Below are 24,966 nucleotides of genomic sequence, written 5' to 3' on the forward strand. Positions count from 1 at the left end.
CGAGTACCCGGCCCGCACCACGTCCGAGCGGGCGCGTGACCTTCAGGCCGCGGCGATGAGCGCGACCGCGGCCAGCGCGAGGACCAAACCGATCAGCTGCTGCCGGTGCACCCGTTCGCCGAGCAGAACCATCGCCAGCAGCACGGTCACCGCCGGATACAGCGAGCCGATCACGCTCACCAGCGACAACAGCGATCCGTGGAAGGCGTACAGCAACGCCGCGTTGCTGATCACGTCCAGCGCGCTGATATAGCAGGCCAGCCGCAGCGGTTCGCCGCGTAACCGCCCGAAGTCCCTCGCGGCCAGCGCGGTCAGCCAGACCACCGCGGTGGCGGCGATCCGCTGCATGAGCAGGGGCCACAGTCCGGAGTCCGCGGAGGTCTCGTGGAAGAACACGAAGGCAAGACCGTACGCGGCGCCGGACCCGATGGTCAGCGCGGCGACCTTGCGGGTGAACCGTAGTTCGCGGCCGCCGGTGATCTCCTCCGTCACGTCGTCCGGCGACTCCCGGCTCACCAAGAGCACGGCGACCAGGGCGAATACGATGCCGGCAAAGGCGAGCGGGCCGGGACGCTCGCCGGTCGCCAGGCCGGCGAGTACCGGAATGCCCGCGACCAGCACCGCCGTCAGCGGTGACACGACCGCCATCGGACCGCCGGCCAGCGCGGCATAGAACCACCACACCGCGACGCCGCTCGCAAGGCCCGCCGCCGCGCCCCACCACAACGACGCCGCGTCCGGGCTCCCGGGCACGAGCGGGAGCGCTACGAGGACCAGCAACACCGAGAACGGATAGGAATAGATGACCACACGCAGCGCGGTCACCCGCCGCGACGCCACACCGCCGTAGAAATCGCTCACGCCGTAGCCCACCGCGGCCGCCAGCGCGAGCAGGACGGCGGTCACCTCATGCCTTTGACCCGCCGTCCGAGTTCACGGGTGACCTCTCGCTCGGCGGTGCGCCGGGCCAGGTCCTGCCGCTTGTCGTAGTCCTGCTTGCCCTTGGCCAGCGCCAGCTCGACCTTCACCTTGCCGTCGGAGAAATACATCGACAGCGGCACCAGCGTCTGGTTGCCCTCCCGCGACTTACCGACCAGCCGCTCGATCTCCCGCTTGTGCAGCAGCAGCTTGCGCACCCTGCGCGGCGCGTGGTTCGTCCAGGTGCCGTGGCTGAACTCGGGGATGTGCAGCCCACGCAGCCACACCTCGCCGTTGTCCACCGTCGCGAAGGCGTCCACCAGTGAAGCCTTGCCCTCACGCAGGCTCTTCACCTCGGTGCCGACCAGCGCGATCCCGGCTTCGTAGACGTCCAGGATCGTGTAGTTGTGCCGCGCCCGGCGGTTGGTCGCGATGACCTTGCGCCCCTTCTCCTTCATAACGGTCCACTTTAAGTGACCCGGCAACCGGATTATTCCCGCAGGTCGAGGACGCGCTAACCGCCCTGATGCAGCACGACGTAGAGCGTGAGCACGGCGAGGAACGCGACGAGCAGCGCCACCGTCGACATCCGCGGTACGCCAGGGCGCGGTGGCGGCGGACTGCGGCGCAGCCATACGTTCTCGACCGCCGGATCGGTCCGGCCGCGTACATACGGCGGCGTGTCCGGCGTCTCACCCCCCACCGAGCTGATGGAAATGTCATCGCCCGCGTCACTGGAACCATCACCCGGTGCCATAGCCAGAACGGTAGCCGCCGAGCGAGCGGCGCGCCGCAATTCTCGCACGGCGCAACATAGTTGGAACTCAGGCCAGACGCCGCCGGAACACCTCGACGGACGCGCCGGTCGCCGGGTCGACCGTGTGCACGCCCAGGTCGACTCCGCCGTCGGTGAGCTCGAGCACCATGAAGCCCAGCTCCTGGTAGTTCTCGTACAGCGCACCGTGGCCCGCGCTCGCGGCGAGCCGCGGCTCCGCGCCGACCGTCTTCGCGGCCGCGCCGGACACGACCTGCCTGGTTCCCTTCGACGCCGCCGTGGGTTCGAGCACCTGCAGCGAGTGGTCGTGCCCGGACAGGATGAACTGGCACCGTCCGATCACGTGGTCTTCGAAGAAGCGTTTCACGTGCACGCCGTTGATCGGCTCCAGCGACAGGCCCTCGTAGCGGCCCGCGTCCCCGTGCGGGCCGTTGTTCAGAAACGGGTGGTGGGTGCAGGCGACCTTCCACGTGGCGGGCGAGTCGACGAGGGCGCGATCGAGCCAGTCGCGCTGCTCGTTCATGAACTGGCCGTCGACCGCCCAGTACGGCGAGAAGACCGGCGGCACGTAGGCCGCCAGCGGGTTGACGTCGAGGACGAAGAACTCGACGACGGGGTTGCGCTCCGGAATCCGCACCGAGTAATAGCGGCTCGGCATCCACCAGCGCCGGGAGTTCGCGTGGTACTCCACCTCGGCGTTGCCGCGCAGCAGCCAGCCGCCGTCACCGCCGAGAACCGAGCTGTTGTCGTGGTTGCCCAGCACCATCAACCAGGGGAAATCCAATCCGGCATTGGGATTTTCGAATTTGTCGGCGAACTGGACGTCGGCCGCGCCGTCGGGCCCGTGCTCGTAGATGTTGTCGCCGAGGCCCAATGCCAGCGAGACCGGTTCGCGGCCGTGCAGCGCGCGCATGGCGTCGGCGACCGCCCACTGAGTGCGGGTGCCGGTGCCCGCGTCGCCGGTCACCAGTACCCGCACCCGGCGCTCGTCCGGGAAGGGAAACTTGGTGACACCCTCGGCGACGGGTACCGCATGAGCCGGCGTGCGCCCGACCAACGTGGTCCCGGTCGCGAGGGTGGCCGCACCGGCCAGAAACGCCCTGCGCCCGATCGTGTCGCTCCGGCTCACGCTGTCCTCCATAGTTTTCGGCGGCCTTGCCCGGCAACCGTCCCCGCCCATCGGTGACCTGCGTGACCGTAGCGGTTCATCCGGTGGCCAGCACCTCGAGCACCTGTTCGCCGTATTTCGCCAGTTTGTTCTCGCCGACACCGCTGACGCCGCCGAGCGCGGCGAGGCTCGCGGGCTTGCGCGCCGCGATCTCGCGCAGCGTGGCGTCGTGGAAGACGACGTAGGCGGGAACACCCTGCTCCTTCGCGGTGGCCGCGCGCCATTCGCGCAACTTCTCGAACAGCGGCAGGTCGGTGGGCGTCAGATCGACGGAGGCCGCCTTGGCGGCCTTCGCGGTCCGGGCGGGCTTGGCCTGGCGTTCGGGCTCGCGGCGCAGCGCTACCTGCCGTCCGTCGAACAGCACCTCACTGCTGGCCTCGGTGAGCGTCAGCACGCCGTAGTCGCCGTGCACGGCCAGCAGCCCGTGCGCGAGCAGTTGCCGCACCACGCCACGCCACTCCGTGTCGCGCAGGTCGGTGCCGACCCCGAAGACCTTCAGCTCGTGGTGGTCGTATTGCAGGACTTTGGGACTCTTCTTACCGAGCAGGATGTCCACGATGTGCCCCGCGCCGAAGCTCTGGCCGCGTTCCCGCTTCAGCCGCAGCACGGTGGACAGCAGCTTCTGCGCGGCCACCGTGCCGTCCCAGGATTGTGGTGGCGACAGGCAGGTATCGCAGTTGCCGCAAGGCAGACCGGGCTCGCCGAAGTAGGCGAGCAGCTGCGTGCGCCGGCAGGCGACCGTCTCGCACAGCGCGAGCATCGCGTCCAGGTGCAATTGGAGCTGGCGCCGGTGGGCGGCGTCGCCCTCGGAGGAGTCGATCAATTTGCGCTGCTGCACCACGTCGCTGAGGCCGTAGACCATCCATGCGGTGGAAGGCAGCCCGTCGCGGCCCGCGCGCCCGGTCTCCTGGTAGTAGCCCTCGACCGACTTCGGCAGGTCGAGATGGGCGACGAAGCGCACGTCGGGCTTGTCGATGCCCATACCGAAGGCGATGGTCGCCACGACGACCAACCCGTCTTCGCGCAGGAAACGCGCCTGGTTCTCCGCGCGGGTGCGGTTGTCCAAGCCCGCGTGGTAGGGCACGGCGGTGACGCCGTTCTCGGTGAGGAACGCCGCGGTCTTCTCCACCGAGTTGCGCGACAGGCAGTAGACGATCCCCGCGTCCCCGGCATGCTCGGTGCGGATGAATTCCAGCAGCTGACGCTCGGGACGATTCTTCGGCTCGATCCGGTACTGGATATTGGGGCGGTCGAAACTGGACACGAACCTGCGGGCGGCGCCGAGGTCGAGGCGCTGGATGATCTCGTCACGGGTCTTCTCGGTGGCGGTCGCGGTCAGCGCGATCCGCGGTACGTCCGGCCAGCGCTCGTGCAGCAGCGAAAGGCCCAGGTAGTCGGGCCGGAAGTCGTGACCCCACTGGGAGACGCAGTGCGCTTCGTCGATGGCGAACAGCGCGACCTTGCCGCGATCGAGCAGCTCCGCGGTGGAGTCCAGGCGCAATCGTTCCGGGGCCAGGTACAGCAGATCGAGTTCGCCGGCGACGAATTGCGCTTCGACGGTCCGGCGCTCGTCGGGGTACTGGGTGGAGTTGAGGAAGCCCGCGCGCACGCCGAGCGCACTGAGCGCGTCCACCTGGTCCTGCATGAGGGCGATCAGCGGGGAGATCACCACACCGACGCCGGGACGCACCAGCGCGGGGATCTGATAGCAGAGCGACTTGCCGCCGCCGGTCGGCATGAGCACGAGCGCGTCGCCGCCGTCGATCACGCGCTGCACGATCGTCTGCTGCTCACCGCGGAAGCTGTCGTAACCGAAGACTCGGCGTAGAACCTCTTGCGCCGCAACGGATCCGGCGTCCGATCCGGACGCGGCTTCGGTCGCTACCGCAGCGAAATCATCGGGGGGAGTCACCCGGCCCATCCTACGAGCGCACGGGCGGAGCGGTACCCGCACCGTTCGGCGTCCGCCCTGTTGGGCCGCCGAGTTGTCCACATGTGGACAACCGAGACCCTCGCTGTCCGTCACAGCGCGCCGACCTCGCGTTTTCTCCACTCGAGCGAAGTTCGCCGGCCTGCTCGCGTGATCCGGCGCTGTTATGTTGTCGCTCATGGCAAAACGGATAGGGATTCGGGCGTGCGCCGCGGTGCTGAGCGCCGTCGCGGTGACTGCCGGAGTCACCGCGACGATACCGACGGCGCGGGCGGAGACATTCCCCGCCAGGTGCTCGGACGGCTGGGAGACCACGACGGTGGTCGAAGGGGTCGGCAATCTGGAGAATCTGGATTCCGACGGGCGGGGCGGCTTCTACGTCACCGGTCTGATGGACGGCTACTTGGCGCACGTCGACCGGGCCGGACGATTGGAGAAGCTGGTCACGGACCTGTACCGCCCGGCAGGCGTGCGCGTCGCCGGACGCTACGTCTACTTCCTCACCGGGGACGGGCTCAGCGAACCGCCGGGCACACTCCAGCGCTACGACACCGAGACCGGCGTCGTGCAGGTTCTGCTCACCGGGCTGAACGGGCCCAACGGCCTGCTCTTGCTGCCCGACGGCAGCCTGCTGTTCACCACGATCGGCCTCGGCGGGTCGAACGGGATCTCCCGCTACTGGCCGGCGACCAGCGAGTACGAACGGGATTGGTCGGTGCTGCCGCCCGCCAACGGCCTCGCTCTGGCCGCGGACGGCGAATCGGTCTACGTCGACACCATGACGCTGCAGATCCTCCGCGTCCGGCTGGACGATCCGGCTCATCCCACCACCGTCTCCGGTATCCCGGACCTGGTAGCTCTGCCCGACGATATGGAAGCCACCAAGGCGGGGGCGCTGTTCGTGGCCGATCACATACTCGGCGCCGTCTATCGGGTGGATACGGCGACCGGCGCCACGTGCGCGATCGTCACGGGCCTGATCAAACCCGCTCCGGTGCGCAACCCACCGGACGGCGCCACATCGGTGCGCATCGACCGTGACGGGGACTCCTGGGCGCTGTTCGTCACCAGCATGGACGGCACGCTGCGCCGCCTGCGTCCTCCGGCCGGGATCGACCTCACGCCGGCGACCCCGTGGCGGGCCGGTTAGCTCCGAACATCGCGAGCGCCGTCAGGGGCGCAAGCGGTCGAGGACCTCGTCGTGCAGCAGCCCGTTGGTGGCTATGGCGTCGCCACCGTGCGGGCCGGGTGCACCGTTCAGCGAGGAGAAACGCCCGCCCGCTTCGCGGACGAGGATGTCCAGCGCGGCCAGGTCCCACAGGGAGACCTCCGGTTCGGTGGCGATGTCGACGGCGCCCTCGGCGAGCAGGCAGTAATTGAAGAAATCGCCGTAACCGCGCACACGCCACACATCGTCGGTCAGGGTGATGAACTGCTCGCGCAGGCCGCGGTCGCGCCAGCCGGACAGACTGGACAATGCCAGGCTGGCCGAACCCAGCTCACCCACGGCGGAGACCGAGATCGCTCGAGCCGCACGCCCTTCGAAACTCGACCATGCCCCCGATCCCGCCGCTGCCCACCAGCGCCGTGCCAGAGCGGGCGCGCTCACCACGCCCACGACCGGCTCACCGTTTTCCAGCAGAGCGATCAGCGTCGCCCAGATGGGCACTCCGCGCACGAAGTTCTTCGTGCCGTCGATCGGGTCGACGACCCATTGCCTCCCACTGAATTCGGCGGCGCCACCGAATTCCTCACCCAGTACCGCGTCGTCCGGCCGCGCCTCGGACAACACCTGCCGGATCGCCTGCTCGACGGCCAGATCGGCATCCGACACCGGCGTCAGGTCCGGCTTCGCGTCGACCTTCAAATCGAGCGCACCGAAGCGAGCCCGCGTGATCTCGTCGGCGGTATCGGCCAGCCGCAGGGCGAGTTCGAGGTCGGAGGAGTACACAGCCACGCCCCGCACCCTATCGGCCCGGCGCTCACCCCACGGGTTCCAGGGATCGCGCCGCCGTCAACGCGCTCGCCCACCAGTGCAACTGATCCAGCATCGCCGTCGCGGCGGCCGCGGGCTCCTGCGGCTCCCTCGGCTTGCCCTCGTCGTCGAAGAGCAGGTAGTAGCGCGGGAACGACACGTAGTTGCGCACGGTGTGCGCGTTGAGCTCGTTGAAGATCTGACGCAGGTGCTCGATGGCGAGCAGGCCGCCGGACGCTCCGCTGTAGCCGACGAAACCGATCGCTTTCGCGTTCCACTGGGTGAAGTGCCAGTCGATGACGGCCTTGAGGGACGCGGGGATGCTGCGGTTGTAGTCGGGCGTGACGATGACGAAGGCGTCGGCTGCCGTGAGCCTGCGCGTGAGGTCGGTCATCCCTTCCGGTCGCTGCGGGTCCGGATCCATCGCAGGCGGCACCGCGGGCAGTTCCCAAGGGATGTCCGCCTCGGCCAAGTCGATGACGTCTACCTCGAACGAACCGTGCCGCCGCGCCTGCTCGGTGAACCATGTGGCCACGACCGGCCCGAAACGTCCCTCGCGGACGCTGCCGATGATCACCGCGAGCTTCAGTGGGGCGTTGGACATGCTGTTTCCTCCTCGGATCACAGAACGGCCCGGCCGGGCCGCCCACTCAATCTGCTGCCGGGCACGGGGAACAGGGAGACCGCCGTAAGAGTGGTAGTGGCAGGGACACCCTCCGAGCGTTTCGCCTTGTTTAGGTTCGACAGGTGAGCGACAACGAGCTGGGGCTGTTCCTGCGCACCCGCCGCGAGGCGGTGACGCCCGCCCAAGTCGGCCTGCCCACCGGTGCGCGGCGGCGCACCCCCGGATTACGCCGCGCCGAGCTGGCCACCTTGGCCGGTGTGAGCGTGGAGTACGTCACGCGCCTGGAGCAGGGGCGCGACCGGCGTCCCTCCCCTCCGGTGCTTTCCGCGCTGGCGAACGCGTTGCGTTTGAGCCCCGCCGAACGCGTGCACCTGCACCGGTTGACCAAGTCGGTGGACAGCGGCTTCACCTGCATGGGGTCCGCACAGCCGCTGCGCGAGGTGCGACCGATGGTGCGGACGATCCTGGACCGGCTCGAGCCGACGCCCGCCGTGGTGGTCAACCGCCTCACCGAGGTTCTCGCCTACACCGACGCCTACCACCGGCTGATGGCGCCGACCGGGCTCTTCGACGGGCCGCATACCCCACCCAACCTGGCACGTTTCGTCTTCTGCGTCCCCGGATCCCGCGATGTCTACGCGGACTGGGAGCACGTCGCCGACGAGACGGTCGCCATGTTGAAGCAGGGCCCGTTTCGCGCCGACTCGCACATCGCCGCGCTCGCCGACGAGCTCACCGTCACCGTGGGCCCGGCGTTCGCCGACCGGGTCGACACCGTGCCGAGCTTGGCCGCCGCCACCGGCATCACCCGTCTCGCCCACCCAGAAGCCGGGTCGCTGCGCCTGGCCTACGAGTTCCTGGAGCTCTCCGCCGACGACGACCAGCGAGTGATCGTCTACCTACCGGCCGACGACGCCACCGCCACGGCCCTCGACACACTCGCTGGACGCCGCCCGGGCGGACTGCGCGCCGTCTCGGGCTGAGCGGGCCACTCACGGCACAGCCGGATCGATCGCGGTAAATCGAGTACGCCCGCGCGCGGCCGGAGCCGACCAGGCATATTGATCGCTGACCCCGTGGGGTGAGGAAGCCGGAAGCGGCGCGGTGCTTCCGCAACCCTGCGCTCGCCGTCGGGATCCCGGTGACCGCACCCCCGATATCAGCTGTGACCAGCCGGGACGGCGAAACGCTCTGCCGTGGGCGCAAGTCCCCCGGGCGAACCTCCTCGGCCACGAGGTTTCGGCTGCCGAGCACGCCGATCGCCGCTTCGGCCGGAATCGGCACGGCCGAATCGGCACGGCCGGAATCGGCTTCGCCGAGAGTCGCCGAGCAGTTGCGTGAGCTCCGAGCGGCGGCGATCCGCGGCCGCAGGAGTGGAGTTCGCCACACCGCTCCCCTCGAGCACAAACCGTCCGCCCGGTAGGACGACTGATCGGGCGCGACCGGCATCCCGTCGCGTGGCCGGAGCAGCATCTCCGCCGCGAATTCCAAACACCAACTGCGCCAAGCGCGGTCGCCGTTTAGGGTAGAAACCCATGAGGCGTCCGTCACAGCTCACCCGCCCGGCGCGGGCTGTCGAGCGAGCGCGCGACGTCCCGGCGATCCGCCCGCTCGGCCCGCGCCGGGCGCGAGCCACCCGCGCGGGCGCCGTCCCCGGTCACACCGCGCGCACTCGTGTGCTGCGGCCGAAGAGGGGCAGCTAGGCTTGACGATCGTGCATCCTGACGTTTCCGCTGATCTCGCCGAACTCGACGCCACTCTCAAGACGGTCGAATCGGTCCTCGACATCGACGAGCTGCGTCGTCGTATCGACGAGCTCGAGCATCAGGCCGCCGACCCCGAGCTGTGGAACGACCAGGACCACGCCCAGCGGGTCACCAGTGAGCTGTCGCACGCCCAAGGCGAGTTGCGCCGGGTGGAGGAGCTGCGTCAGCGGCTCGACGATCTGCCGGTGCTCTACGAACTGGCCGAAGAGGAAGAGGGCGAGGCCAAGACCAACGCGCTCGCCGAGGCCGACGCCGAGCGCGCCGCGCTGCACAGCGACGTGGAGGCCATGGAGGTCCGCACGCTGCTGTCCGGCGAGTACGACAAGCGTGACGCGCTGGTGAACATCCGCTCCGGCGCCGGTGGCGTGGACGCCGCCGACTGGGCCGAGATGCTCATGCGCATGTACATCCGCTGGGCCGACCGGCACAAGTACGGGGTCGAGGTCTACGACACCTCGTATGCCGAAGAAGCGGGCATCAAGAGCGCCACCTTCGCGGTCAAGACGCCCTATGCCTACGGCACGCTCTCGGTCGAGATGGGCACGCACCGGCTGGTGCGGATCAGCCCGTTCGACAACCAGGGTCGCCGCCAGACCTCCTTCGCCGAGGTCGAGGTGCTTCCCGTGGTGGAGACCACCGACCACATCGAGGTGCCGGAGACGGAGATCCGCGTCGACGTATACCGCTCGTCGGGCCCCGGCGGCCAGAGCGTCAACACCACCGACTCCGCGGTCCGGATCACCCACTTGCCCACCGGCATCGTGGTCACCTGCCAGAACGAGAAATCGCAGTTGCAGAACAAGATCTCGGCCATGCGGGTGCTGCAGGCCAAGCTGCTGGAGCGCAAGCGGCAGGAAGAGCGCGCCGAGATGGACGCGCTGAAGACCAACGAGGGCGCGTCCTGGGGCAATCAGATGCGCTCCTACGTGCTGCACCCGTACCAGATGGTCAAGGACCTGCGGACGAACTACGAGGTGAACAACCCGTCGGCGGTGCTCGACGGCGACATCGACGGGTTCATCGAGTCGGGGATCCGCTGGCGAATGCGAGAGCAGGCGAGCTAGATGAATGTCGCGGGCATCCAGGCGATCGCTTCCACCGGTTTCACCACGTGGCTACGCGGTTCGGGCCTGGAGATCGTGCTGCTCATCCTCGGCGCCATCCTGTTCAGCCGGCTCGCCACCTACCTGCGGGACCGGGTCACCCGCAGGATCGACGCGGGCTTCCGCAGCAGCGACGCGCTGGTGCGCACCGAGGCGGCCAAGCATCGGCACGCGCTCGCCCAGGTGATCACCTGGGTGGTGCTGACCATCGTCTACGTGCTGATCACCATGGAGGTGCTGCGGCGGCTCGGCTTCGCCGTCACCGGGTTGGTCGCGCCCGCCGCGGTGCTCGGCGCCGCGCTGGGTTTCGGCGCGCAGCGCATCGTGCAGGACATCCTCGCCGGATTCTTCCTGATCACGGAGCGGCAGTACGGGTTCGGCGATGTGGTCCGCATCGCCGTGACCGGAGCCGCGGAGCAGGCCGAAGGTACGGTCGAGGACGTCACGCTGCGGATCACCACGTTGCGCAACGCCGACGGTGAAGTGATCACCGTGCCCAACGGCCAGATCGTGAAGGTCACGAACCTGTCGAAGGATTGGGCGCGCGCCGCGATCGACGTTCCGGTGTCCGCCAGCGCCGACATCACCCGGGTCAACGAGATCCTGCACGAGGTGGGCGCGAAGGCGTACGAGGACGCTCGCCTGAAGCCGTTGCTGCTGGACAAGCCCACCGTCATGGGTGTGGAAGACCTGACCGTCGACCAGATGAACATCCGAATGGTTGCCCGGACGTTGCCGGGCAAACAGTTCGACGTCGGACGCGAGCTGCGGGTACGAGTCGCCGCGGCGCTGCGCCGGGAGGGAATCAGTGAGACCACGTAGATCCACGGCGATCCTGATGGCAACTTGGGTCGCCACGTTCGTGCTGTACGTATTCGTCAAACCCGAGGAGACCACCACCGCTCCGGCCACACTGGTCAACGCCGTTCCGGCAGCGGTGTTCAGCGAACAGCCGGGCCACTGAGCCGAGGGGGACCGACCGCCGCCGCACTGTCTCCCACGGTTGACAACGCAGGCCGCGAACGGTTGCTGGTTACACTGGCTCCCCGTGATCACCATGCGGAACGTGACCAAGTCGTACAAGACCTCGACGCGACCCGCGCTGGACAACATCACCGTCGATGTGGGCAAGGGCGAGTTCGTCTTCATCATCGGACCGTCCGGCTCGGGAAAGTCGACCTTCATGCGCTTGCTGTTGAAGGAGGAGACTCCGACGGCGGGCGAGATCAGAGTGGCCGATTTCCGGGTCGACCGCTTACCCGGCCGCAAGGTGCCCAAGTTGCGCCAGCGGATCGGGTGCGTCTTCCAGGATTTCCGGCTGCTGCAGCAGAAGACCGTGTATCAGAACGTCGCCTTCGCGCTGGAGGTCATCGGCAAGCGACGCCAGGTCATCGACCGCACGGTCCCCGAGGTGCTCGACATGGTCGGCCTCGGCGGCAAGGCCGACCGGCTGCCGACCGAGCTGTCCGGTGGTGAACAGCAGCGCGTCGCGATCGCGCGCGCCTTCGTGAACCGGCCGCTGGTGCTGCTGGCCGACGAACCCACCGGCAACCTCGATCCCGACACCAGCGCCGACATCATGATGCTGCTGGAGCGGATCAACCGTATCGGCACCACGGTGGTGATGGCCACCCATGACAACCACATCGTCGACGCGATGCGCAGGCGGGTGGTCGAACTCGACCACGGACGCCTGGTGCGGGACGAGGCGACGGGCGTGTACGGGGTGGGCCGGTAATGCGCGCGAGCTTCCTGTTCGGCGAGGTCTTCGCGGGCCTGCGCCGCAATGTCACGATGACCATCGCGATGATCCTGACCACCGCGGTCTCGCTCACCATGCTCGGTGGCGGTCTGCTGGCGGTGCGCATCGCGGACAAGACCGAGCAGTACTTCCTGGACCGGCTCGAGGTGCGGTTGTATCTGACCGAAGACGTGTCGGCCAACGACCCGGACTGCTCGCTGGACCCGTGCCGCTCGCTCATGGCGGATCTGAAGGCGACCAGTGGCGTGGAGTCGGTCCAGTTCCTCAACCGGGAAGAGGCGGTCCGCGAGGCCAAGGAGAAGACGTTCAAGGACCAGCCCGAGCTGGCCAAGTACGTCAGCGAGACGCCGTTGCCCGCGTCGCTGCGGGTCAAGATGGAGAACGCGGAGCTCTACCCGACGATCTACGAGAAGTTCTACGACCGCCCCGGCGTCGGCATGGTGCGCAACGACAAGGACATCGTCGACCGGCTGGTCAGCCTGTTCGACGGGTTGCGCAACGCGGCGTTCGGCCTGGCCGTGCTGCAAGCGCTGGCCGCGGTGATGCTGATCTCGAACATGGTGCAGATCGCCGCGTTCACCCGGCGCACCGAGGTCGGCATCATGCGATTGGTCGGCGCGACCCGCTGGTACACCCAGCTGCCCTTCCTGCTCGAGGCCGTGGTCGCCGCGCTGGCCGGCTCCCTGCTCGCCATGTTCGGCCTGCTCATCGCCCGCCCGCTGGTGATCGACCGCGCCCTCGGCGACCTGTTCGCCAGCAAGGTCTTCCCCCGCATCACCGGCGACGACATCGCGATGACCGCGCTCGTCATCGCGCCGGTGGGCATCGTCTTCGCGGGGATCACGGCCTACGCGACACTGCGCTACTACGTGCGCGAGTGATCCTTCGGGCCGGTGGCCGCAGCGCCACCGGCCCGCTCGGGCCGCGTACGAGTCGGCTCCGGCCCCGCTACAGCACGAGATCGGTGAGCTGGTCCCAGTCGACCTGGATGCGGATCGGCAGATCGACGGCGAACGCGGTCTGCGGCTTCAGGACGCGGGCGAGCCGGTAGTGACCGACGCTGTGGTCGAGGCCGTAGGTCTCGATCGCGGTCACCTCGGTATCCGACACGCTGACCAGCCAATACCATGGAATTCCGGCAGCGGCGTATTCGCCCATTTTCTCGAGTCGGTCCGTTTTGACGTGGCTGGGCGAAATGATCTCGACGGCGATCTTCAGATGGCGTGCCGGCATCGGTCGCACATCCGCTGGCAGGCACTCGAAGAGTGCGATGTCGGGACGCCGAATCGTCGCCCGGGGCACCTCCCACAGCACCACATCGAAGTCATGGTTGGCGTCCAAGCATGCCGAAGGATCTTCGGCCATGTATTCACGAGCCGCCGATTCCAGCATCGCCAGGAGCCGGTGGACGGCTTTCTGATGTGCCCTGCTCGGTGATTCGCAACGGACCGCGTCCCCGTTCACCACTTCGACCAAGCGGCAGAACTCTTCGGGAAGCTCGCGCCAGATGTCGACCGTGATCGGCTCCGGCTGCACATTGTCCGGCCGGGCCCAGTCGAAGATCGCTGACATGCGTCGGATTGTAATCACGGCACCACGGTCGACCGGCTCCGTCGACATCAGCTGCCGTTGGATTCGTCTCGCCGTTGCCGACCGCACCACCGCCAGGTTCGAGACAGCTCTGCCGATCGCTCCACACAGCCCACATGTCACCTGTCGACGGAATAACGAATCAGCATCGATCGCCGCTATGGCCTTGGATCGCGGCGAATCGGCGGCGGTCGATCCGGCTATCCGGCTCGGAGTGTGCGCGTGTGTTCCGATGCCGCAGCTCATCGCGCTGCGCGGCCTAGCACGACGCGCGCCGGGGGCGACGGCCGACCCCGGGACGCAACTTCGGGCACTTGTCCAGCAAGGCGCGGATTCGCCGCGTATGCTGCACCTCGACGCACTTCTTACTCAACAGTAAGATAGCCTTACTCTGGAGTAAGATAGCTGGGAAAGACCGCACCAACCCATCCGAGAAAACAGGTGATGATGAGCACTCGAGACAGCGCAACGAAGCGACGTCCAGACACGTCCGCGGTCGGCCTGAACCATCCCAAGCGGGATTGGATGGGCGCGGCGATGCGGGTCATGACGAGCATTACCGGGTCGGAACTGGCCGAGAAATACAACCTGCGCAAGCCGATCGAGCGCGTCACCTACGAGGGCACCAAGACCGGCTTCCGCACGCTCGGCGCGGCGACCCGCGCCTTCGCCAAGGTCGCGGGCGGCGGCGCGCCGAAGCGCCTGGCCACCAACGAGGCGAAGAACAAGGACTTCTTCGACCTGACGCCCAGCGACGAGCAGCAGATGATCGTCGAGACGGTGCAGGAGTTCGCCGCCGAGATCCTGCGCCCGGCCGCCTACGAGGCCGACAACGCCGCCAAGGCGCCGCGCGACTTGCTCGAGCGCGCCGCCGAGCTCGGCATCACCCTGATCAACGTCCCCGAGGAACTCGAGGGTGCGGCCTCCGAGCGCGGCGCGGTGACCAACTCGCTGGTCGCCGAGGCGCTGGCGCACGGTGACATGGGCTTGGCCCTGCCGATCCTCGCTCCCAGCGGCGTCGCTGTCGCGCTCGCGCAGTGGGGCAGCGACGCGCAGCAGAAGACCTACCTGCCCTCCTTCACCGGCGAGAACGTGCCGCAGGCCTCGGTGGTGATCAGCGAGCCCCGCGCCCTGTTCGACCCGTTCGCCCTGGACACCAAGGCCGTGCGCTCGCCGAGCGGCTACCGCATCTCGGGCGTGAAGAGCCTGGTGCCCGCCGCGGCCGACGCCGAACTGTTCCTGATCGCCGCCGAGCTCGACGGCCGTCCCGCGCTGTTCATCGTCGAATCGGACGCGCCCGGTCTGGTGGTCGAGGCCGATCCGAGCATGGGTCTGCGCGCCGCGGGCCTGGGCCGCCTGATCCTGGACAACGTCGCGGTCGGCGCCGACGCCATCCTGGGTGACGGTGACGCCGCGACCCGCGCCGAGGAGTACGCCGACGCCGTGCGCCTGGCCCGCCTCGGCTGGGCTTCGCTCGCCGCTGGCACCGGCCGGGCCGTGCTGGACTACGTGATCCCGTACGTCAACGAGCGCGAGGCGTTCGGCGAGCCCATCTCGCACCGGCAGGCGGTGGCCTTCATGGTCGCCAACATCGCGATCGAACTCGACGGCCTGCGGCTGGTCACCCTGCGCGGCGCGTCCCGCGCCGAGCAGGGCCTGTCCTTCGGCCGCGAGGCGGCGCTGGCCCGCAAGCTCGCCACCGACAAGGGCATGCAGATCGGCCTCGACGGCGTGCAGCTGCTCGGCGGCCACGGCTTCACCAAGGAACACCCGGTCGAGCGCTGGTACCGCGATCTGCGGGCCATCGGCGTCGCCGAAGGTGTCGTGCTCATCTGACCGGCCCGTTCCGCTTTCCAGGAGACCTCACAACATGATCAACCTCGAACTCCCCAAGAAGCTGCGGGCCAGCGCGAACCAGGCGCACCAGGTCGCGCAGGAGATCTTCCGCCCGATCTCGCGCAAGTACGACCTCGCCGAGCACGACTACCCGGTCGAGCTGGACACCATGGCCGCCATGGTCGAGGGCTTGGCCGACTCCGGCACCCAGAAGATCGGCGGCGCCGCCGGTGGCCGCTCGGATGACAGCGAGGGCGACCGCCACGCCACCGAGTTGCTCGGTAACACCAACGGCGGCAACATGTCCGCGCTGTTGAACGCGCTGGAGACCTCGTGGGGCGACGTCGGCCTCATGCTGTCGATCCCGTACCAGGGCCTGGGCAACGCGGCCATCGCCGCTGTCGCCACCGACGAGCAGCTGAAGCGCTTCGGCAAGGTGTGGGCCTCGATGGCGATCACCGAGCCGTCCTTCGGCTCCGATTCCGCCGCCGTGTCGACCACCGCCGTGCTCGACGGCGACGAGTGGGTGCTCAACGGCGAGAAGATCTTCGTCACCGCGGGTCAGCGCTCGACCCACATCGTGGTGTGGGCGACGGTGGACAGAAGCCTCGGCCGCGCGGCGATCAAGTCGTTCGTCGTGCCCCGTGACGCTCCCGGCCTGTCGGTGGCGCGGCTCGAGCACAAGCTCGGCATCAAGGCCTCCGACACCGCCGTGCTGCTGTTGCAGGACTGCCGGATCCCGAAGGACAACATCCTCGGCAGCCCGGAAGTCAACGTGGAGAAGGGTTTCGCCGGGGTCATGCAGACCTTCGACAACACCCGTCCGCTCGTCGCCGCGATGGCGATCGGCGTGGCCCGCGCCGCGCTGGAAGAACTGCGCTCGATCCTGACCGCGGCGGGTGTGGAGATCTCTTACGACACCCCCGCGAACAACCAGCACGCCGCCGCAGCCGAGTTCCTGCGGATGGAAGCCGATTACGAGTCCGCCTACCTGCTCGCCCTGCGCGCCGCGTGGATGGCCGACAACAAGAAGCCCAACTCGCTCGAGGCGTCCATGTCCAAGGCGAAGGCGGGCCGCACCGGCACCGACGTCACCCTCAAGGCCGTCGAACTGGCCGGCGCCATCGGCTACTCGCAGCGCACGCTGTTGGAGAAGTGGGGCCGCGACTCGAAGATCCTGGACATCTTCGAAGGCACCCAGCAGATCCAGCAGCTCATCGTCGCCCGCCGCATCCTCGGCAAGACCAGCGCCGAGCTGAAGTGACGCCGCGTTAGACGGTCGACAACGAAATCCGGTGCGAGCTTCTCGGACTCGCACCGGATTTTTCGTTCTCTCCGCCGTCGGTAGGCGAATGACGTGTCCCCGAACACTTTCAGTGACGCGTAGCTATGGATTTCGCACCACGGGTTCCGTACTCTTCGCCCCCATGTGGAGCATCGTTCTCATTTCGATCGTCAGTTGTTTCGTGATAGCCGCTGGATTCGCGTGGGGGCTGCCCGGCGACTGAGACGCCTGGCGGAAGGCCGGTCGATCACCGGATCACTCGTTCGCAGTGGTCGTTGGCGACTTGGGCACCACCGAGCGTTTCAGTCCGGGTTTCGGCGAGCGAGCCGGGCGGCGGTGACGTCGGCCGTCCAGAGGGGCTGGAGCATGTGCCAGTCGGCGGGGTGGGCGGTGATGCCCGCCGCGAATCGATCGGCCAGCGCCTGGGTGGTCTCACGCACTCCACGGCTGGTGTCGATAGGTGGATCCACGCGGACTCCCCAGCCGTCGGGGGTGTACCAGCAGTGCACGGGGAGAAGTGGCGCGCCGGTGTCGATGGCCAGCCGAGCCGGACCGGCCGGGAGCCGAGCCTGCTCACCGAAGAAAGTGACCGGTACGCCTGTACCGGACAAGTCGCGTTCCCCGAGCAACCCGACGATCCGCCCCTGCCGGATCCGGGCGAGCAATTGCGGGAACGGCGGTGTCGCGGTGCCGGTGAGGGGGATGATCTCGAAGCCCAAGCGTTCACGGAAACGAACGAAGCGCCGGAACAACGATTCCGGCGCGAGCCGCTCCGCGACAACGGTCGGCGAGCCGACGCGCTGCACCAGCCAGACCCCCGCCAGGTCCCAATTACCGCTGTGCGGCAGGGCGAGCACCGCTCCGGTGCCGCGTTCGACCGCCCGGTGGATGTGTTCGAGTCCGGTCGCCGAGGATTCGATGGCGTCGGCCAGGCGCAGCGGGTCCATCGACGGCAGCCGGAAGGCTTCGCGCCAATACCGGGCATAGGAGCGCAGGCTCGCCAGGACCAGCGGCTGCGGCACCTCCTCCGGCGCGGTGCCCAGGACCCGAGAAAGGTTCCGGCGCAATTGGTTCGGTCCGCCGTTCCGAGCCGCGCGTTCGGCTCCCACATCGAAGAGGCGGACGGCCAGTGGTTCCGGCAGGGCGCGCACCAGCCGCCAACCCGCGGCGTAACCGAGATCCCATGCCCTGGCCGCCGGATGCATCGGTCACCCGCCTGCGGCCTGCGTCGTTTCGTCGGTCGCCATGGCAGGCGTTGCGGCGACAGCGTCGCTGAATACGGGCAGATCGACCGCGCCCGGCATCGGCGCGCTGGTATCGACCGGCTCGCTCCGATGGCTGAACAGGTCAGATGACGGTCGGTTACTTCGATACATTCCGGGGTTCTCCGCTCACTCGCGATCGATGGCACCCGACTGGGTGGCGTACCGCGAAGACACGATCGCCGCCGCCGCGAATTCGGCGGTCACCTCGAGAACCCCACACTACGCCTGTGCAGATCAAACGGAATGGTTTTTATCGGAAGTGCGCCGAACCGCTCCTTGGAAGAGATCCGCGATAATGGCGACGACCGCCCGCCGGTTCCCTTCGCGATGTCCGACGACGAGGACAACCACCGCGGCTGCTGTCGACGGGCAGGCCGCTGCATCGATGTGTCAATGACACGATCACGCCAATCCACGTTCATCCCTGGACAGACGCGCCCCGGCCGAGGCAGCCTATCGCCCTGAGTCGCTGGATCGATGAATCAGCGGACGTATCTTCACTCGAGCAGTACCAGCAAACTTCAAGGAGAACTGGTTATGCAACGATTGAGTTTCACGCGTCGCCTCGCCACCGCTTTGGCCGCCTCGGCAGTGTTGGCAGCGCCCTTCGCCGGACACGCCGCCGCCCAACCCGCCACGGTCGATTGGTCCGCCGCCGCGCAGCAACTGCGGACCGCCGCGGCCGGTAATCCGGCGGCGGAGCAGGCGGTGGATCGGCTGATCGCCTCCGGACAGCTCGCGAAGGCAGGTCAGGTCGCCTTGCCCGCCCAGCCGTTCCAGGTTCCGGCGCAGTCGGATATCGGACGCGGTGAGGGGCCGGGCGTGTACGGATCGGGAATCGCCCTCGGGATGGACGGATTCCGCATCGGGTTCTTCGGCGGGCCCGGAACCATCTCGCCGAACCAGGGCGGCGCGAAGCTCGAGGCGCTGTGGATCAATCTCGCGAATGGACGCAGCGGCACCGAGTTGCTCTACGAACACAACGACGTTCCGGTGGACACCACCATCCGCAGCCGCGCCCTGGACACCGGCGCGGGCCCGGTGGTCGCCGCGGTGTACGGATCGCTGTGGCATCGCTGGTAGGTGCCCGTCAGCGACATGAACCCCGATGGGTACGCCTACCGGTTGGGCACCATCTCGGTTCCGTCGTTCGGCGCCGTCTACAACTGAGTACGAAAGGCCCCGGCTCCCGCCGCCACAGGAGCCGGGGCCATCGGTTTGTCGGAAGTTATGGAATTCCGTAGCTTTTGGGTTCGTGAGCCTGGAAGACCGAGTCGCCGAGTTGGAACGGCGGCTCAGCGCGCTGGAAGAAAGAATTCGTCCCGACGACCTACCGCCGGGCGCCGAGCAGTGGGCGGTGGCTCGTTTGCGGGACGAGTTCGCCGCGGCCGACGAGCCCGACGGCGGCGTGCTCTTCGCCGGGTCGGTCCGTTTGCCCAACGACCAGCAGCGCGAGTGGCAGGCCCGGTTCACCACCGGCGACCTCATCGAGGACGACTGGGCCGAGACGGCGGAATGCCTTGCCGCGCTGGGCAGTCCGGTGCGGCTGCGGCTGCTGCGCGAGATCATGGGCGGGCGGCGAACCGCCGCCGAACTGGCCGGAGTGGACGGCGTCGGCGACTCCGGCCAGATCTATCAGCACTTGCGGCAACTGGCCGCCGTCGGTTGGCTGCACACCGCGGGGCGCGGGCGATTCGAAGTGCCCACCGCCCGGGTGGTGCCCCTACTCGTCGCCCTGGCCAGCGCTCGCCGCTGATTCCGGCGGCACTCCGGCGGCCACGTATCCGGCGGTGGCGAGCATCCCACCGATCTGCTCGTAGGTCGCCCGCTCCCGGGGCGCGACCGTCGCCAGGCCGTCCACATAGCGGTTGAACATGCAGAACGCCGCAGCGATGAGGACCGTGTCGTGGATGTCCTCGTCCTTGGCTCCCGCGGCGCGCGCGTTCTCGACGTCCGCCGCGGTCACCTCGAGTCCCGACCGGCGCACCTTGTCCGCGATGCGCAGCAGCGCACGCAGTTTCGGATCGATCGCGGCGGAGTCCACGTCTTCGATGACGGCGTCGACCAGCTCGCGACCGCCGTCGACCAGCGCCGCCGCGGTCGCCGCGTGCGACTGGGTGCAGAAATAGGTCTGGTTGCGCGACGACACGTACGCGGCGATGGTTTCGCGCTCCCCCGGCGTCAGCGGGGACGACCCGCGCAACAGGGTCTGCGCGAATTCGCTGAGCGCCGTTCCGGTTTCGGGCTTGAAAGCGAACAGGCCGCGGATGCCGGGCAGATCGCCGGGAATGTCGATGAACGGTGCACGGTCCTTCGGATCGGACATTGGCCGCGTCTCCCTTCGAGCGGTCTCGAGACGTTGCGAGGGTAGCGCTACCGGCCGGTAACGGCGGGCGAAAAGACCGAAATCGGACCGGCGACCGCTCTCACCCGCGGTGGACACGACCGAACCGAGACGGGTTTGTCCGTTTCTGCTGTGACCTGTCACACTCCGCACTGCTACGGTGGCAAGTCACACGCCGTACCGGTTCGCTAGGTCGAGGACCGACGCGAGGGTTTTGTGGAGGTTGTTCGACATGAATTTGGCCCACACGCTGGAGGCCGTGAAGGCGCTGGGTGTGCTGCGCAGCCGGGGTGTCACCGATCCCCGGAAGCCGCTGGAGACACTGCGGACGATGAAGGAGTCGCGCATCCTCGGCCCGCAGGCGACGTTGATCCGGCACTCCGCGCGCGTGGCGCCGGACGCTCCGGGCATCGTGGACGAGGCGGGCGCCCTGACCTACCGCGAACTGGACGACCGGTCGACGGCCGTCGCGCGCGGCCTGCAAGCGGCGGGCATCTCCGAAGGCCAGGTGATCGGCGTGCTCGCGCGCGACCACCGCGGGCTCATCATCGCCATGGCCGCCGCGGGCAAGCTCGGCGTGCGAGTCGCGTTGATGAACACCGGATTCGCGAAGCCGCAGTTCGCCGAGGTGTGCGCCCGCGAGAAGGTCAAGGCGGTGCTGCACGACAGCGAGTTCCTCGGCCTGCTCGACGCGTTGCCCGCCGACTTGCCGCGCTACATCACCTGGGTCGACGAGGGCGCCACACTCCCCGAGGGTGCGCAGACGCTCGACGACCTGGCGGCCGCCAACTCCGCCGAGCCGCTGCCCGCGCCGAGCAAGCCCGGTGGCTTCATCATCCTGACCAGCGGCACCACCGGCCTGCCGAAGGGCGCTCCGCGCACCAAGGTGACTCCGCTGTCGACGGCGCAGATGGTCGACCGCATCCCGTTCCCGCAGCGCGGCACTCAGGTGATCGTCTCGCCGATCTTCCACAGCACCGGCCTGGCCACCTGGCTGGTCGGCGCGGCGCTGGCCAACAAGGTCGTGGTGCGCCGCCGGTTCGACGCCGAGGCCACGCTCGCCCTGGTCGCCGAGCACAAGGCCGACATGCTGGTGGCGGTGCCGACGATGCTGCACCGGATGGTCGAACTCGATCCGGCGATCCGGGCGAAATACGACACGTCCTCGCTGAAGTCGATCGTGCTGGCCGGTTCGGCGCTGTCGCCGGAACTGACGATCAAGGCCACCGAGGCGTTCGGTCCGGTGCTCTACAACCTCTACGGCTCCACCGAGTGCGCCGTGGCGACGGTGGCCAACCCGGAGGATCTCGCCCTCGCGCCCGGCACCGTCGGTCGCGCGCCGATCACCTGCGAGGTTCGCCTCTACGACGACAACGACCAGCGCGTCACCGCCACCAACACCACCGGCCGCATCTTCATCCGCAGCGGCGCTCCGTTCGAGGGCTACACCGACGGCAGGAACAAGCAGATCGTCGACGGCTATATGTCCAGCGGCGACGTCGGCCACTTCGACGAGAACGGCCTGCTCATGGTGGACGGCCGCGACGACGACATGATCGTGTCCGGCGGCGAGAACGTCTTCCCGCAGGAGGTGGAGAACCTGCTGCTGGAACGGCCCGACATCTTCGACGTGGCCGTGGTCGGCGTGGACGACGCGGAGTTCGGCAAGCGCCTGCGCGCCTTCGTCGTTCCCGAGCCGGGCTCCTCGCCCGACGGCGAGGAGATCAAGGCATACGTGAAGAACAACCTGGCGCGCTACAAGGTGCCGCGCGAGGTGGTCTTCCTCGATGACCTGCCGCGGAACGCGACCGGCAAGCTGCTGCGCCGCGTGCTGGTCGAGTACGAGGTCAACGCCTGATGAACAACGGGCCGGGCCACCGCGCCCGGCCCGTTACCAGCGGGTAGCGCCCGCTGAGATACGTGACACAACCGGTTACACAAGCTTGCTAGTGTTAGCACCAGCACTGGGTATCGAAATTGCGATCCGCACCACCCGGAGGATCACCGGGTGATACCGCCGGAAGGTTGTCGTCGATGTCTCTTTCCCTCCCCGCGTTGGGCGGCGCCGCCCGCAAGGCGGGCGATCTGGCCCTTGGCGTGAACGTGATGGTCAAGCGGCGGCTGTTCAATCCGCTGCGCCCCGACCATGCCGCTCGGTCGGCGTTCAATATCTTGAAGTTCGGGCCGTTCGCGGGTGTCGTCATGCATGCCGCGCAGACGAGGCCGCACGCCGTCGCGATCGTCGACGAGCGCGGGGAGCTGACTTTCGGCGGGCTCAACGAACAGTCCAACGCCTTGGCCCGCGGGTTGCAGAGCAAAGGCATCAATCCCGGTGACGTGGTGGCGATCCTGGCGCGCGACCACCGCGGCATGGTGCTGAGCCTGCTGGCCACCGGCAAGCTCGGCGTGCGCGGCGTGCTGATGAACACCGGGTTCGCCAAGCCGCAGTTCGCCGACGTCGCCGAGCGCGAGAACGTCAAGGCGGTGCTGCACGACAGCGAGTTCATCGACCTGATGAGCGCCATCCCCGCCGCGATCCCGCGCATCCTCACCTGGGTGGACGAGAAGGACAACGCCGATCCGGCGATCCCGACCGTCGATTCGCTGATCAGCGGGCAGTCCGGCGCATCGCTGCCCGCCCCGGCCAAGCCCGGCGGCATCGTCATCCTGACCAGCGGCACCACCGGCACCCCGAAGGGTGCCCCGCGCGACCGGGTCAGCCCGTTCGCCTCGGCTCAGTTCGTCGACCGGGTGCCGCTGCCCGCCAACGGCACCATGATCATGGCGGCGCCGATCTTCCACGGCACCGGCTTGTCCCAGTTCACCCTCGGTCTCGCACTGGGCAACCGGGTGGTCTTCCAGCAGCGCCGCTTCAATCCCGAGCAGACCTTGGCGAACATCGAGAAGTATCGGGCGGATTCGCTGATCGTGGTGCCCACCATGCTGCAACGCATCCTGGACCTGGATGCGGACGTGCTGGCGAAGTACGACGTCAGCAGCATCAAGGTGATCTTCGCGGCGGGCTCGGCCATCGCGCCGGACGTGGTGACCCGCACGCTGGACCACTTCGGCGACAGCCTCTACAACCTCTACGGCTCCACCGAGTGCGCCGTCATGACCGTCGCGACGCCCGAGGACCTGCGCAAGGCGCCGACCACCGCAGGCAAGGCTCCGGTCGGCATCCGGATCGTGCTGCTCGACGAGAAGCGCAAGCCGATCACCGAGCCGAACGTGACCGGAACCATCTTCGTGGACAACGGCTTCGCCTTCACCGGCTACACCGACGGTCGTAGCAAGGAGATGGTCGACGGCATGATGTCCAGCGGCGACGTCGGGCACTTCGACGCCGACGGCCTGCTCTACATCGACGGCCGCGACGACGACATGATCGTCTCCGGCGGCGAGAACGTCTTCCCGCTCGAGGTGGAGAACCTCATCGCCGGTCGCGACGACATCTTCGAAGCCGCGGTCGTCGGCGTCGAGGACCGCGAGTTCGGCAAGCGGCTGCGCGCGTTCGTCGTTCCCGGTCCCGATTGCAAGCGCGATCCGCAGGAGATCAAGGACTACGTCAAGGCGAATCTCGCCCGCTACAAGGTGCCGCGCGAGGTGGTCTTCCTCGACGAGCTGCCGCGCAACGCGACCGGCAAGCTGCTGCGCAAGCCGCTCATCGAGATGGAGGTCGACGCGGGCTGAGCGGCGCGCGTCCACGGTCTTCCTGGCGGTGCGCCTGCCGCCCGCCCGGGAGGCCGAAGTATTTCCAGTTGGAAGCTGCATGTCGCACCGGTTTTCGGGGCCTGCCGATGCGGTCGGATGCGTGCAATCGGTCCGCTATCATCAGCGGGTGAGTTACGAGTTCGACCGGTCTGCCGCGGGACGTCGCGGCGCCGTCGCGCGGGTGCGCGGTGGCTCGGCCGGTGCGATCTCGGGGGCCATTTCCGTCGCGGCGCACGGCTGGGCTTCCGGCGGCATGCTGCCGGACACCACTGCGCTGGCCCTGCTCGCCGCCGCGTCCGCCGTGATCGGCGCGCTGGTCGCGGGTCTGGCGCCGCTGCGCGAGACGTCGTCCGGGCTGGTCGCGGCGCTGGTCGCCGGGCAGCTGCTCGGGCACTTCACCATGGGGATCAACTCGGGACACCTGCATCACGGTGATGCTCAGCTGACTCCGGCCATGCTGGCCGCGCACGTGTGCGCGGCGTTCGCGGCGGCCATCGTGATCCGGGGGGCGGAGGCCGCGCACCGGATCGGCACCGCGGTGCTGCGCCGGGTGCTGCCGGTGCGGCACACGCCGCCCGTCGTCGCGGACCGCGCTCCCTTGCGGACGGTCCATCGTGACCGGGTCGTCCTGCGTGTTTTCGCCACCGAGGCGCTGCGCACACGTGCTCCGCCGCTCGCGGTCGTTCTCTGAATCCTTTTCCACACCCGGTGCACGCGTGGCGTGAGTGTCGCTCATCGTCACGGTCTTTCCTCGTGCAGCGCAGTGTCGCCGCGCACACTCGTGCCCACGCCTGGGCGTGCCGACGCGACGCCGTCCACCGGGTCGCACACCTTCCTTCCGTGCGGTGCCGAGATCGCGCTTCCGTCGAATGAGCGCGTCCGCAGGTGATTCCGCGACGGCTGTCCGCGC

The 24,966-nt window shown here is 68.3% G+C and carries 24 protein-coding genes; 14 read left to right on the forward strand and 10 right to left on the reverse strand.

Annotated elements, in window-relative coordinates; translation table 11 throughout:
• Positions 1-42 precede the first annotated feature (42 nt).
• The 5 genes from ACWEO7_RS22905 to recQ all read right to left on the reverse strand — a co-directional run bounded on the left by ACWEO7_RS22905 (position 43) and on the right by recQ (position 4,773).
• The gene (locus ACWEO7_RS22905; RefSeq protein WP_452425960.1) at positions 43-906 is read right to left on the reverse strand and encodes an EamA family transporter; all 864 of its coding nucleotides are present in this window, start codon (positions 904-906) and stop codon (positions 43-45) included.
• The gene (gene smpB, locus ACWEO7_RS22910; protein WP_174186417.1) at positions 903-1,376 is read right to left on the reverse strand and encodes an SsrA-binding protein SmpB; all 474 of its coding nucleotides are present in this window, start codon (positions 1,374-1,376) and stop codon (positions 903-905) included. The genes ACWEO7_RS22905 and smpB overlap by 4 nt, the downstream gene beginning before the upstream one ends.
• A 56-nt stretch (positions 1,377-1,432) precedes the next feature.
• Positions 1,433-1,675, reverse strand: a complete 243-nt coding sequence (locus ACWEO7_RS22915) for a hypothetical protein (RefSeq protein ID WP_356960909.1) — start codon at positions 1,673-1,675, stop codon at positions 1,433-1,435.
• Positions 1,676-1,742: 67 nt separating this feature from the next.
• Positions 1,743-2,822, reverse strand: coding sequence for a metallophosphoesterase (locus tag ACWEO7_RS22920; RefSeq protein ID WP_452425962.1), 1,080 nt, complete (start codon positions 2,820-2,822; stop codon positions 1,743-1,745).
• Positions 2,823-2,898: 76 nt separating this feature from the next.
• The gene (recQ, locus tag ACWEO7_RS22925) at positions 2,899-4,773 is read right to left on the reverse strand and encodes a DNA helicase RecQ (RefSeq protein WP_452425964.1); all 1,875 of its coding nucleotides are present in this window, start codon (positions 4,771-4,773) and stop codon (positions 2,899-2,901) included.
• A 196-nt stretch (positions 4,774-4,969) separates the two neighbouring features.
• Between recQ and ACWEO7_RS22930 the strand changes: the two genes are divergently transcribed.
• Entirely contained in the window at positions 4,970-5,941 is a 972-nt protein-coding gene (locus tag ACWEO7_RS22930; protein WP_452425966.1) for an SMP-30/gluconolactonase/LRE family protein, read from the forward strand.
• Between the two features lie 21 nt (positions 5,942-5,962).
• Here ACWEO7_RS22930 and hisN read toward each other — a convergent pair whose 3' ends face one another.
• Together hisN and ACWEO7_RS22940 are read right to left on the reverse strand one after the other, a co-directional pair.
• Entirely contained in the window at positions 5,963-6,748 is a 786-nt protein-coding gene (gene hisN, locus ACWEO7_RS22935) for a histidinol-phosphatase (protein WP_452425968.1), read from the reverse strand.
• Between the two features lie 25 nt (positions 6,749-6,773).
• Positions 6,774-7,370, reverse strand: a complete 597-nt coding sequence (locus ACWEO7_RS22940) for an NADPH-dependent FMN reductase (protein WP_355077867.1) — start codon at positions 7,368-7,370, stop codon at positions 6,774-6,776.
• A gap of 143 nt (positions 7,371-7,513) precedes the next feature.
• Between ACWEO7_RS22940 and ACWEO7_RS22945 the strand changes: the two genes are divergently transcribed.
• From ACWEO7_RS22945 to ftsX, 6 genes are all read left to right on the forward strand, one after another.
• The gene (locus ACWEO7_RS22945) at positions 7,514-8,374 is read left to right on the forward strand and encodes a helix-turn-helix transcriptional regulator (protein WP_452425969.1); all 861 of its coding nucleotides are present in this window, start codon (positions 7,514-7,516) and stop codon (positions 8,372-8,374) included.
• A 731-nt stretch (positions 8,375-9,105) separates the two neighbouring features.
• A complete protein-coding gene (gene prfB / locus ACWEO7_RS22950; RefSeq protein WP_355077869.1) occupies positions 9,106-10,221 on the forward strand; it encodes a peptide chain release factor 2 in 1,116 nt (371 codons plus the stop codon).
• Positions 10,222-11,082 carry a mechanosensitive ion channel family protein gene (locus ACWEO7_RS22955; protein WP_452425970.1) on the forward strand — a complete coding sequence of 287 codons (861 nt, stop codon included), beginning with the start codon at positions 10,222-10,224 and terminating at the stop codon, positions 11,080-11,082. It begins immediately after the preceding gene.
• Positions 11,083-11,098: 16 nt separating this feature from the next.
• Positions 11,099-11,224 carry a hypothetical protein gene (locus tag ACWEO7_RS22960; RefSeq protein WP_379253216.1) on the forward strand — a complete coding sequence of 42 codons (126 nt, stop codon included), beginning with the start codon at positions 11,099-11,101 and terminating at the stop codon, positions 11,222-11,224.
• Between the two features lie 84 nt (positions 11,225-11,308).
• Complete coding sequence (ftsE, locus tag ACWEO7_RS22965; RefSeq protein WP_039800068.1) at positions 11,309-11,998, forward strand: cell division ATP-binding protein FtsE; 690 nt, start codon at positions 11,309-11,311, stop codon at positions 11,996-11,998.
• On the forward strand, positions 11,998-12,903 hold the full coding sequence (ftsX, locus tag ACWEO7_RS22970; RefSeq protein ID WP_450024023.1) for a permease-like cell division protein FtsX: 906 nt from the start codon (positions 11,998-12,000) through the stop codon (positions 12,901-12,903). Before ftsE ends, ftsX begins: the two co-directional genes overlap by 1 nt.
• A gap of 67 nt (positions 12,904-12,970) precedes the next feature.
• Here ftsX and ACWEO7_RS22975 read toward each other — a convergent pair whose 3' ends face one another.
• Positions 12,971-13,594 carry a Uma2 family endonuclease gene (locus ACWEO7_RS22975; RefSeq protein WP_452425971.1) on the reverse strand — a complete coding sequence of 208 codons (624 nt, stop codon included), beginning with the start codon at positions 13,592-13,594 and terminating at the stop codon, positions 12,971-12,973.
• Positions 13,595-14,053: 459 nt separating this feature from the next.
• On the opposite strand from ACWEO7_RS22975, the gene ACWEO7_RS22980 reads away from it, so the two are divergent.
• Together ACWEO7_RS22980 and ACWEO7_RS22985 are read left to right on the forward strand one after the other, a co-directional pair.
• Complete coding sequence (locus ACWEO7_RS22980; protein ID WP_379253215.1) at positions 14,054-15,448, forward strand: acyl-CoA dehydrogenase family protein; 1,395 nt, start codon at positions 14,054-14,056, stop codon at positions 15,446-15,448.
• A gap of 34 nt (positions 15,449-15,482) precedes the next feature.
• Entirely contained in the window at positions 15,483-16,712 is a 1,230-nt protein-coding gene (locus ACWEO7_RS22985; RefSeq protein ID WP_452425973.1) for an acyl-CoA dehydrogenase family protein, read from the forward strand.
• A 323-nt stretch (positions 16,713-17,035) separates the two neighbouring features.
• On the opposite strand, the gene ACWEO7_RS22990 is transcribed toward ACWEO7_RS22985, so the two are convergent.
• Positions 17,036-17,938, reverse strand: coding sequence for a phosphatidylinositol mannoside acyltransferase (locus ACWEO7_RS22990; protein ID WP_452425975.1), 903 nt, complete (start codon positions 17,936-17,938; stop codon positions 17,036-17,038).
• Positions 17,939-18,535: 597 nt separating this feature from the next.
• Between ACWEO7_RS22990 and ACWEO7_RS22995 the strand changes: the two genes are divergently transcribed.
• Together ACWEO7_RS22995 and ACWEO7_RS23000 are read left to right on the forward strand one after the other, a co-directional pair.
• Positions 18,536-19,081 (forward strand): hypothetical protein, encoded by a 546-nt coding sequence (locus tag ACWEO7_RS22995; RefSeq protein WP_452425977.1) that lies wholly within the window; start codon positions 18,536-18,538, stop codon positions 19,079-19,081.
• Positions 19,082-19,253: 172 nt separating this feature from the next.
• On the forward strand, positions 19,254-19,754 hold the full coding sequence (locus ACWEO7_RS23000; protein ID WP_450024012.1) for an ArsR/SmtB family transcription factor: 501 nt from the start codon (positions 19,254-19,256) through the stop codon (positions 19,752-19,754).
• Here ACWEO7_RS23000 and ACWEO7_RS23005 read toward each other — a convergent pair.
• Positions 19,722-20,324 carry a carboxymuconolactone decarboxylase family protein gene (locus tag ACWEO7_RS23005; protein WP_452425979.1) on the reverse strand — a complete coding sequence of 201 codons (603 nt, stop codon included), beginning with the start codon at positions 20,322-20,324 and terminating at the stop codon, positions 19,722-19,724. The two genes, ACWEO7_RS23000 and ACWEO7_RS23005, sit on opposite strands and share 33 nt — an antisense overlap.
• 250 nt (positions 20,325-20,574) lie before the next feature.
• On the opposite strand from ACWEO7_RS23005, the gene ACWEO7_RS23010 reads away from it, so the two are divergent.
• The 3 genes from ACWEO7_RS23010 (at position 20,575) to ACWEO7_RS23020 (ending at position 24,747) form a co-directional block, all read left to right on the forward strand.
• Complete coding sequence (locus tag ACWEO7_RS23010) at positions 20,575-22,200, forward strand: acyl-CoA synthetase (RefSeq protein WP_452425981.1); 1,626 nt, start codon at positions 20,575-20,577, stop codon at positions 22,198-22,200.
• 176 nt (positions 22,201-22,376) lie between these two features.
• Entirely contained in the window at positions 22,377-24,035 is a 1,659-nt protein-coding gene (locus tag ACWEO7_RS23015; RefSeq protein ID WP_452425983.1) for an acyl-CoA synthetase, read from the forward strand.
• 148 nt (positions 24,036-24,183) lie between these two features.
• Positions 24,184-24,747 carry a hypothetical protein gene (locus ACWEO7_RS23020; RefSeq protein WP_452425985.1) on the forward strand — a complete coding sequence of 188 codons (564 nt, stop codon included), beginning with the start codon at positions 24,184-24,186 and terminating at the stop codon, positions 24,745-24,747.
• The last annotated feature ends 219 nt before the right edge of the window (positions 24,748-24,966 follow it).

Source organism: Nocardia sp. NPDC004260 (genome assembly GCF_053603155.1).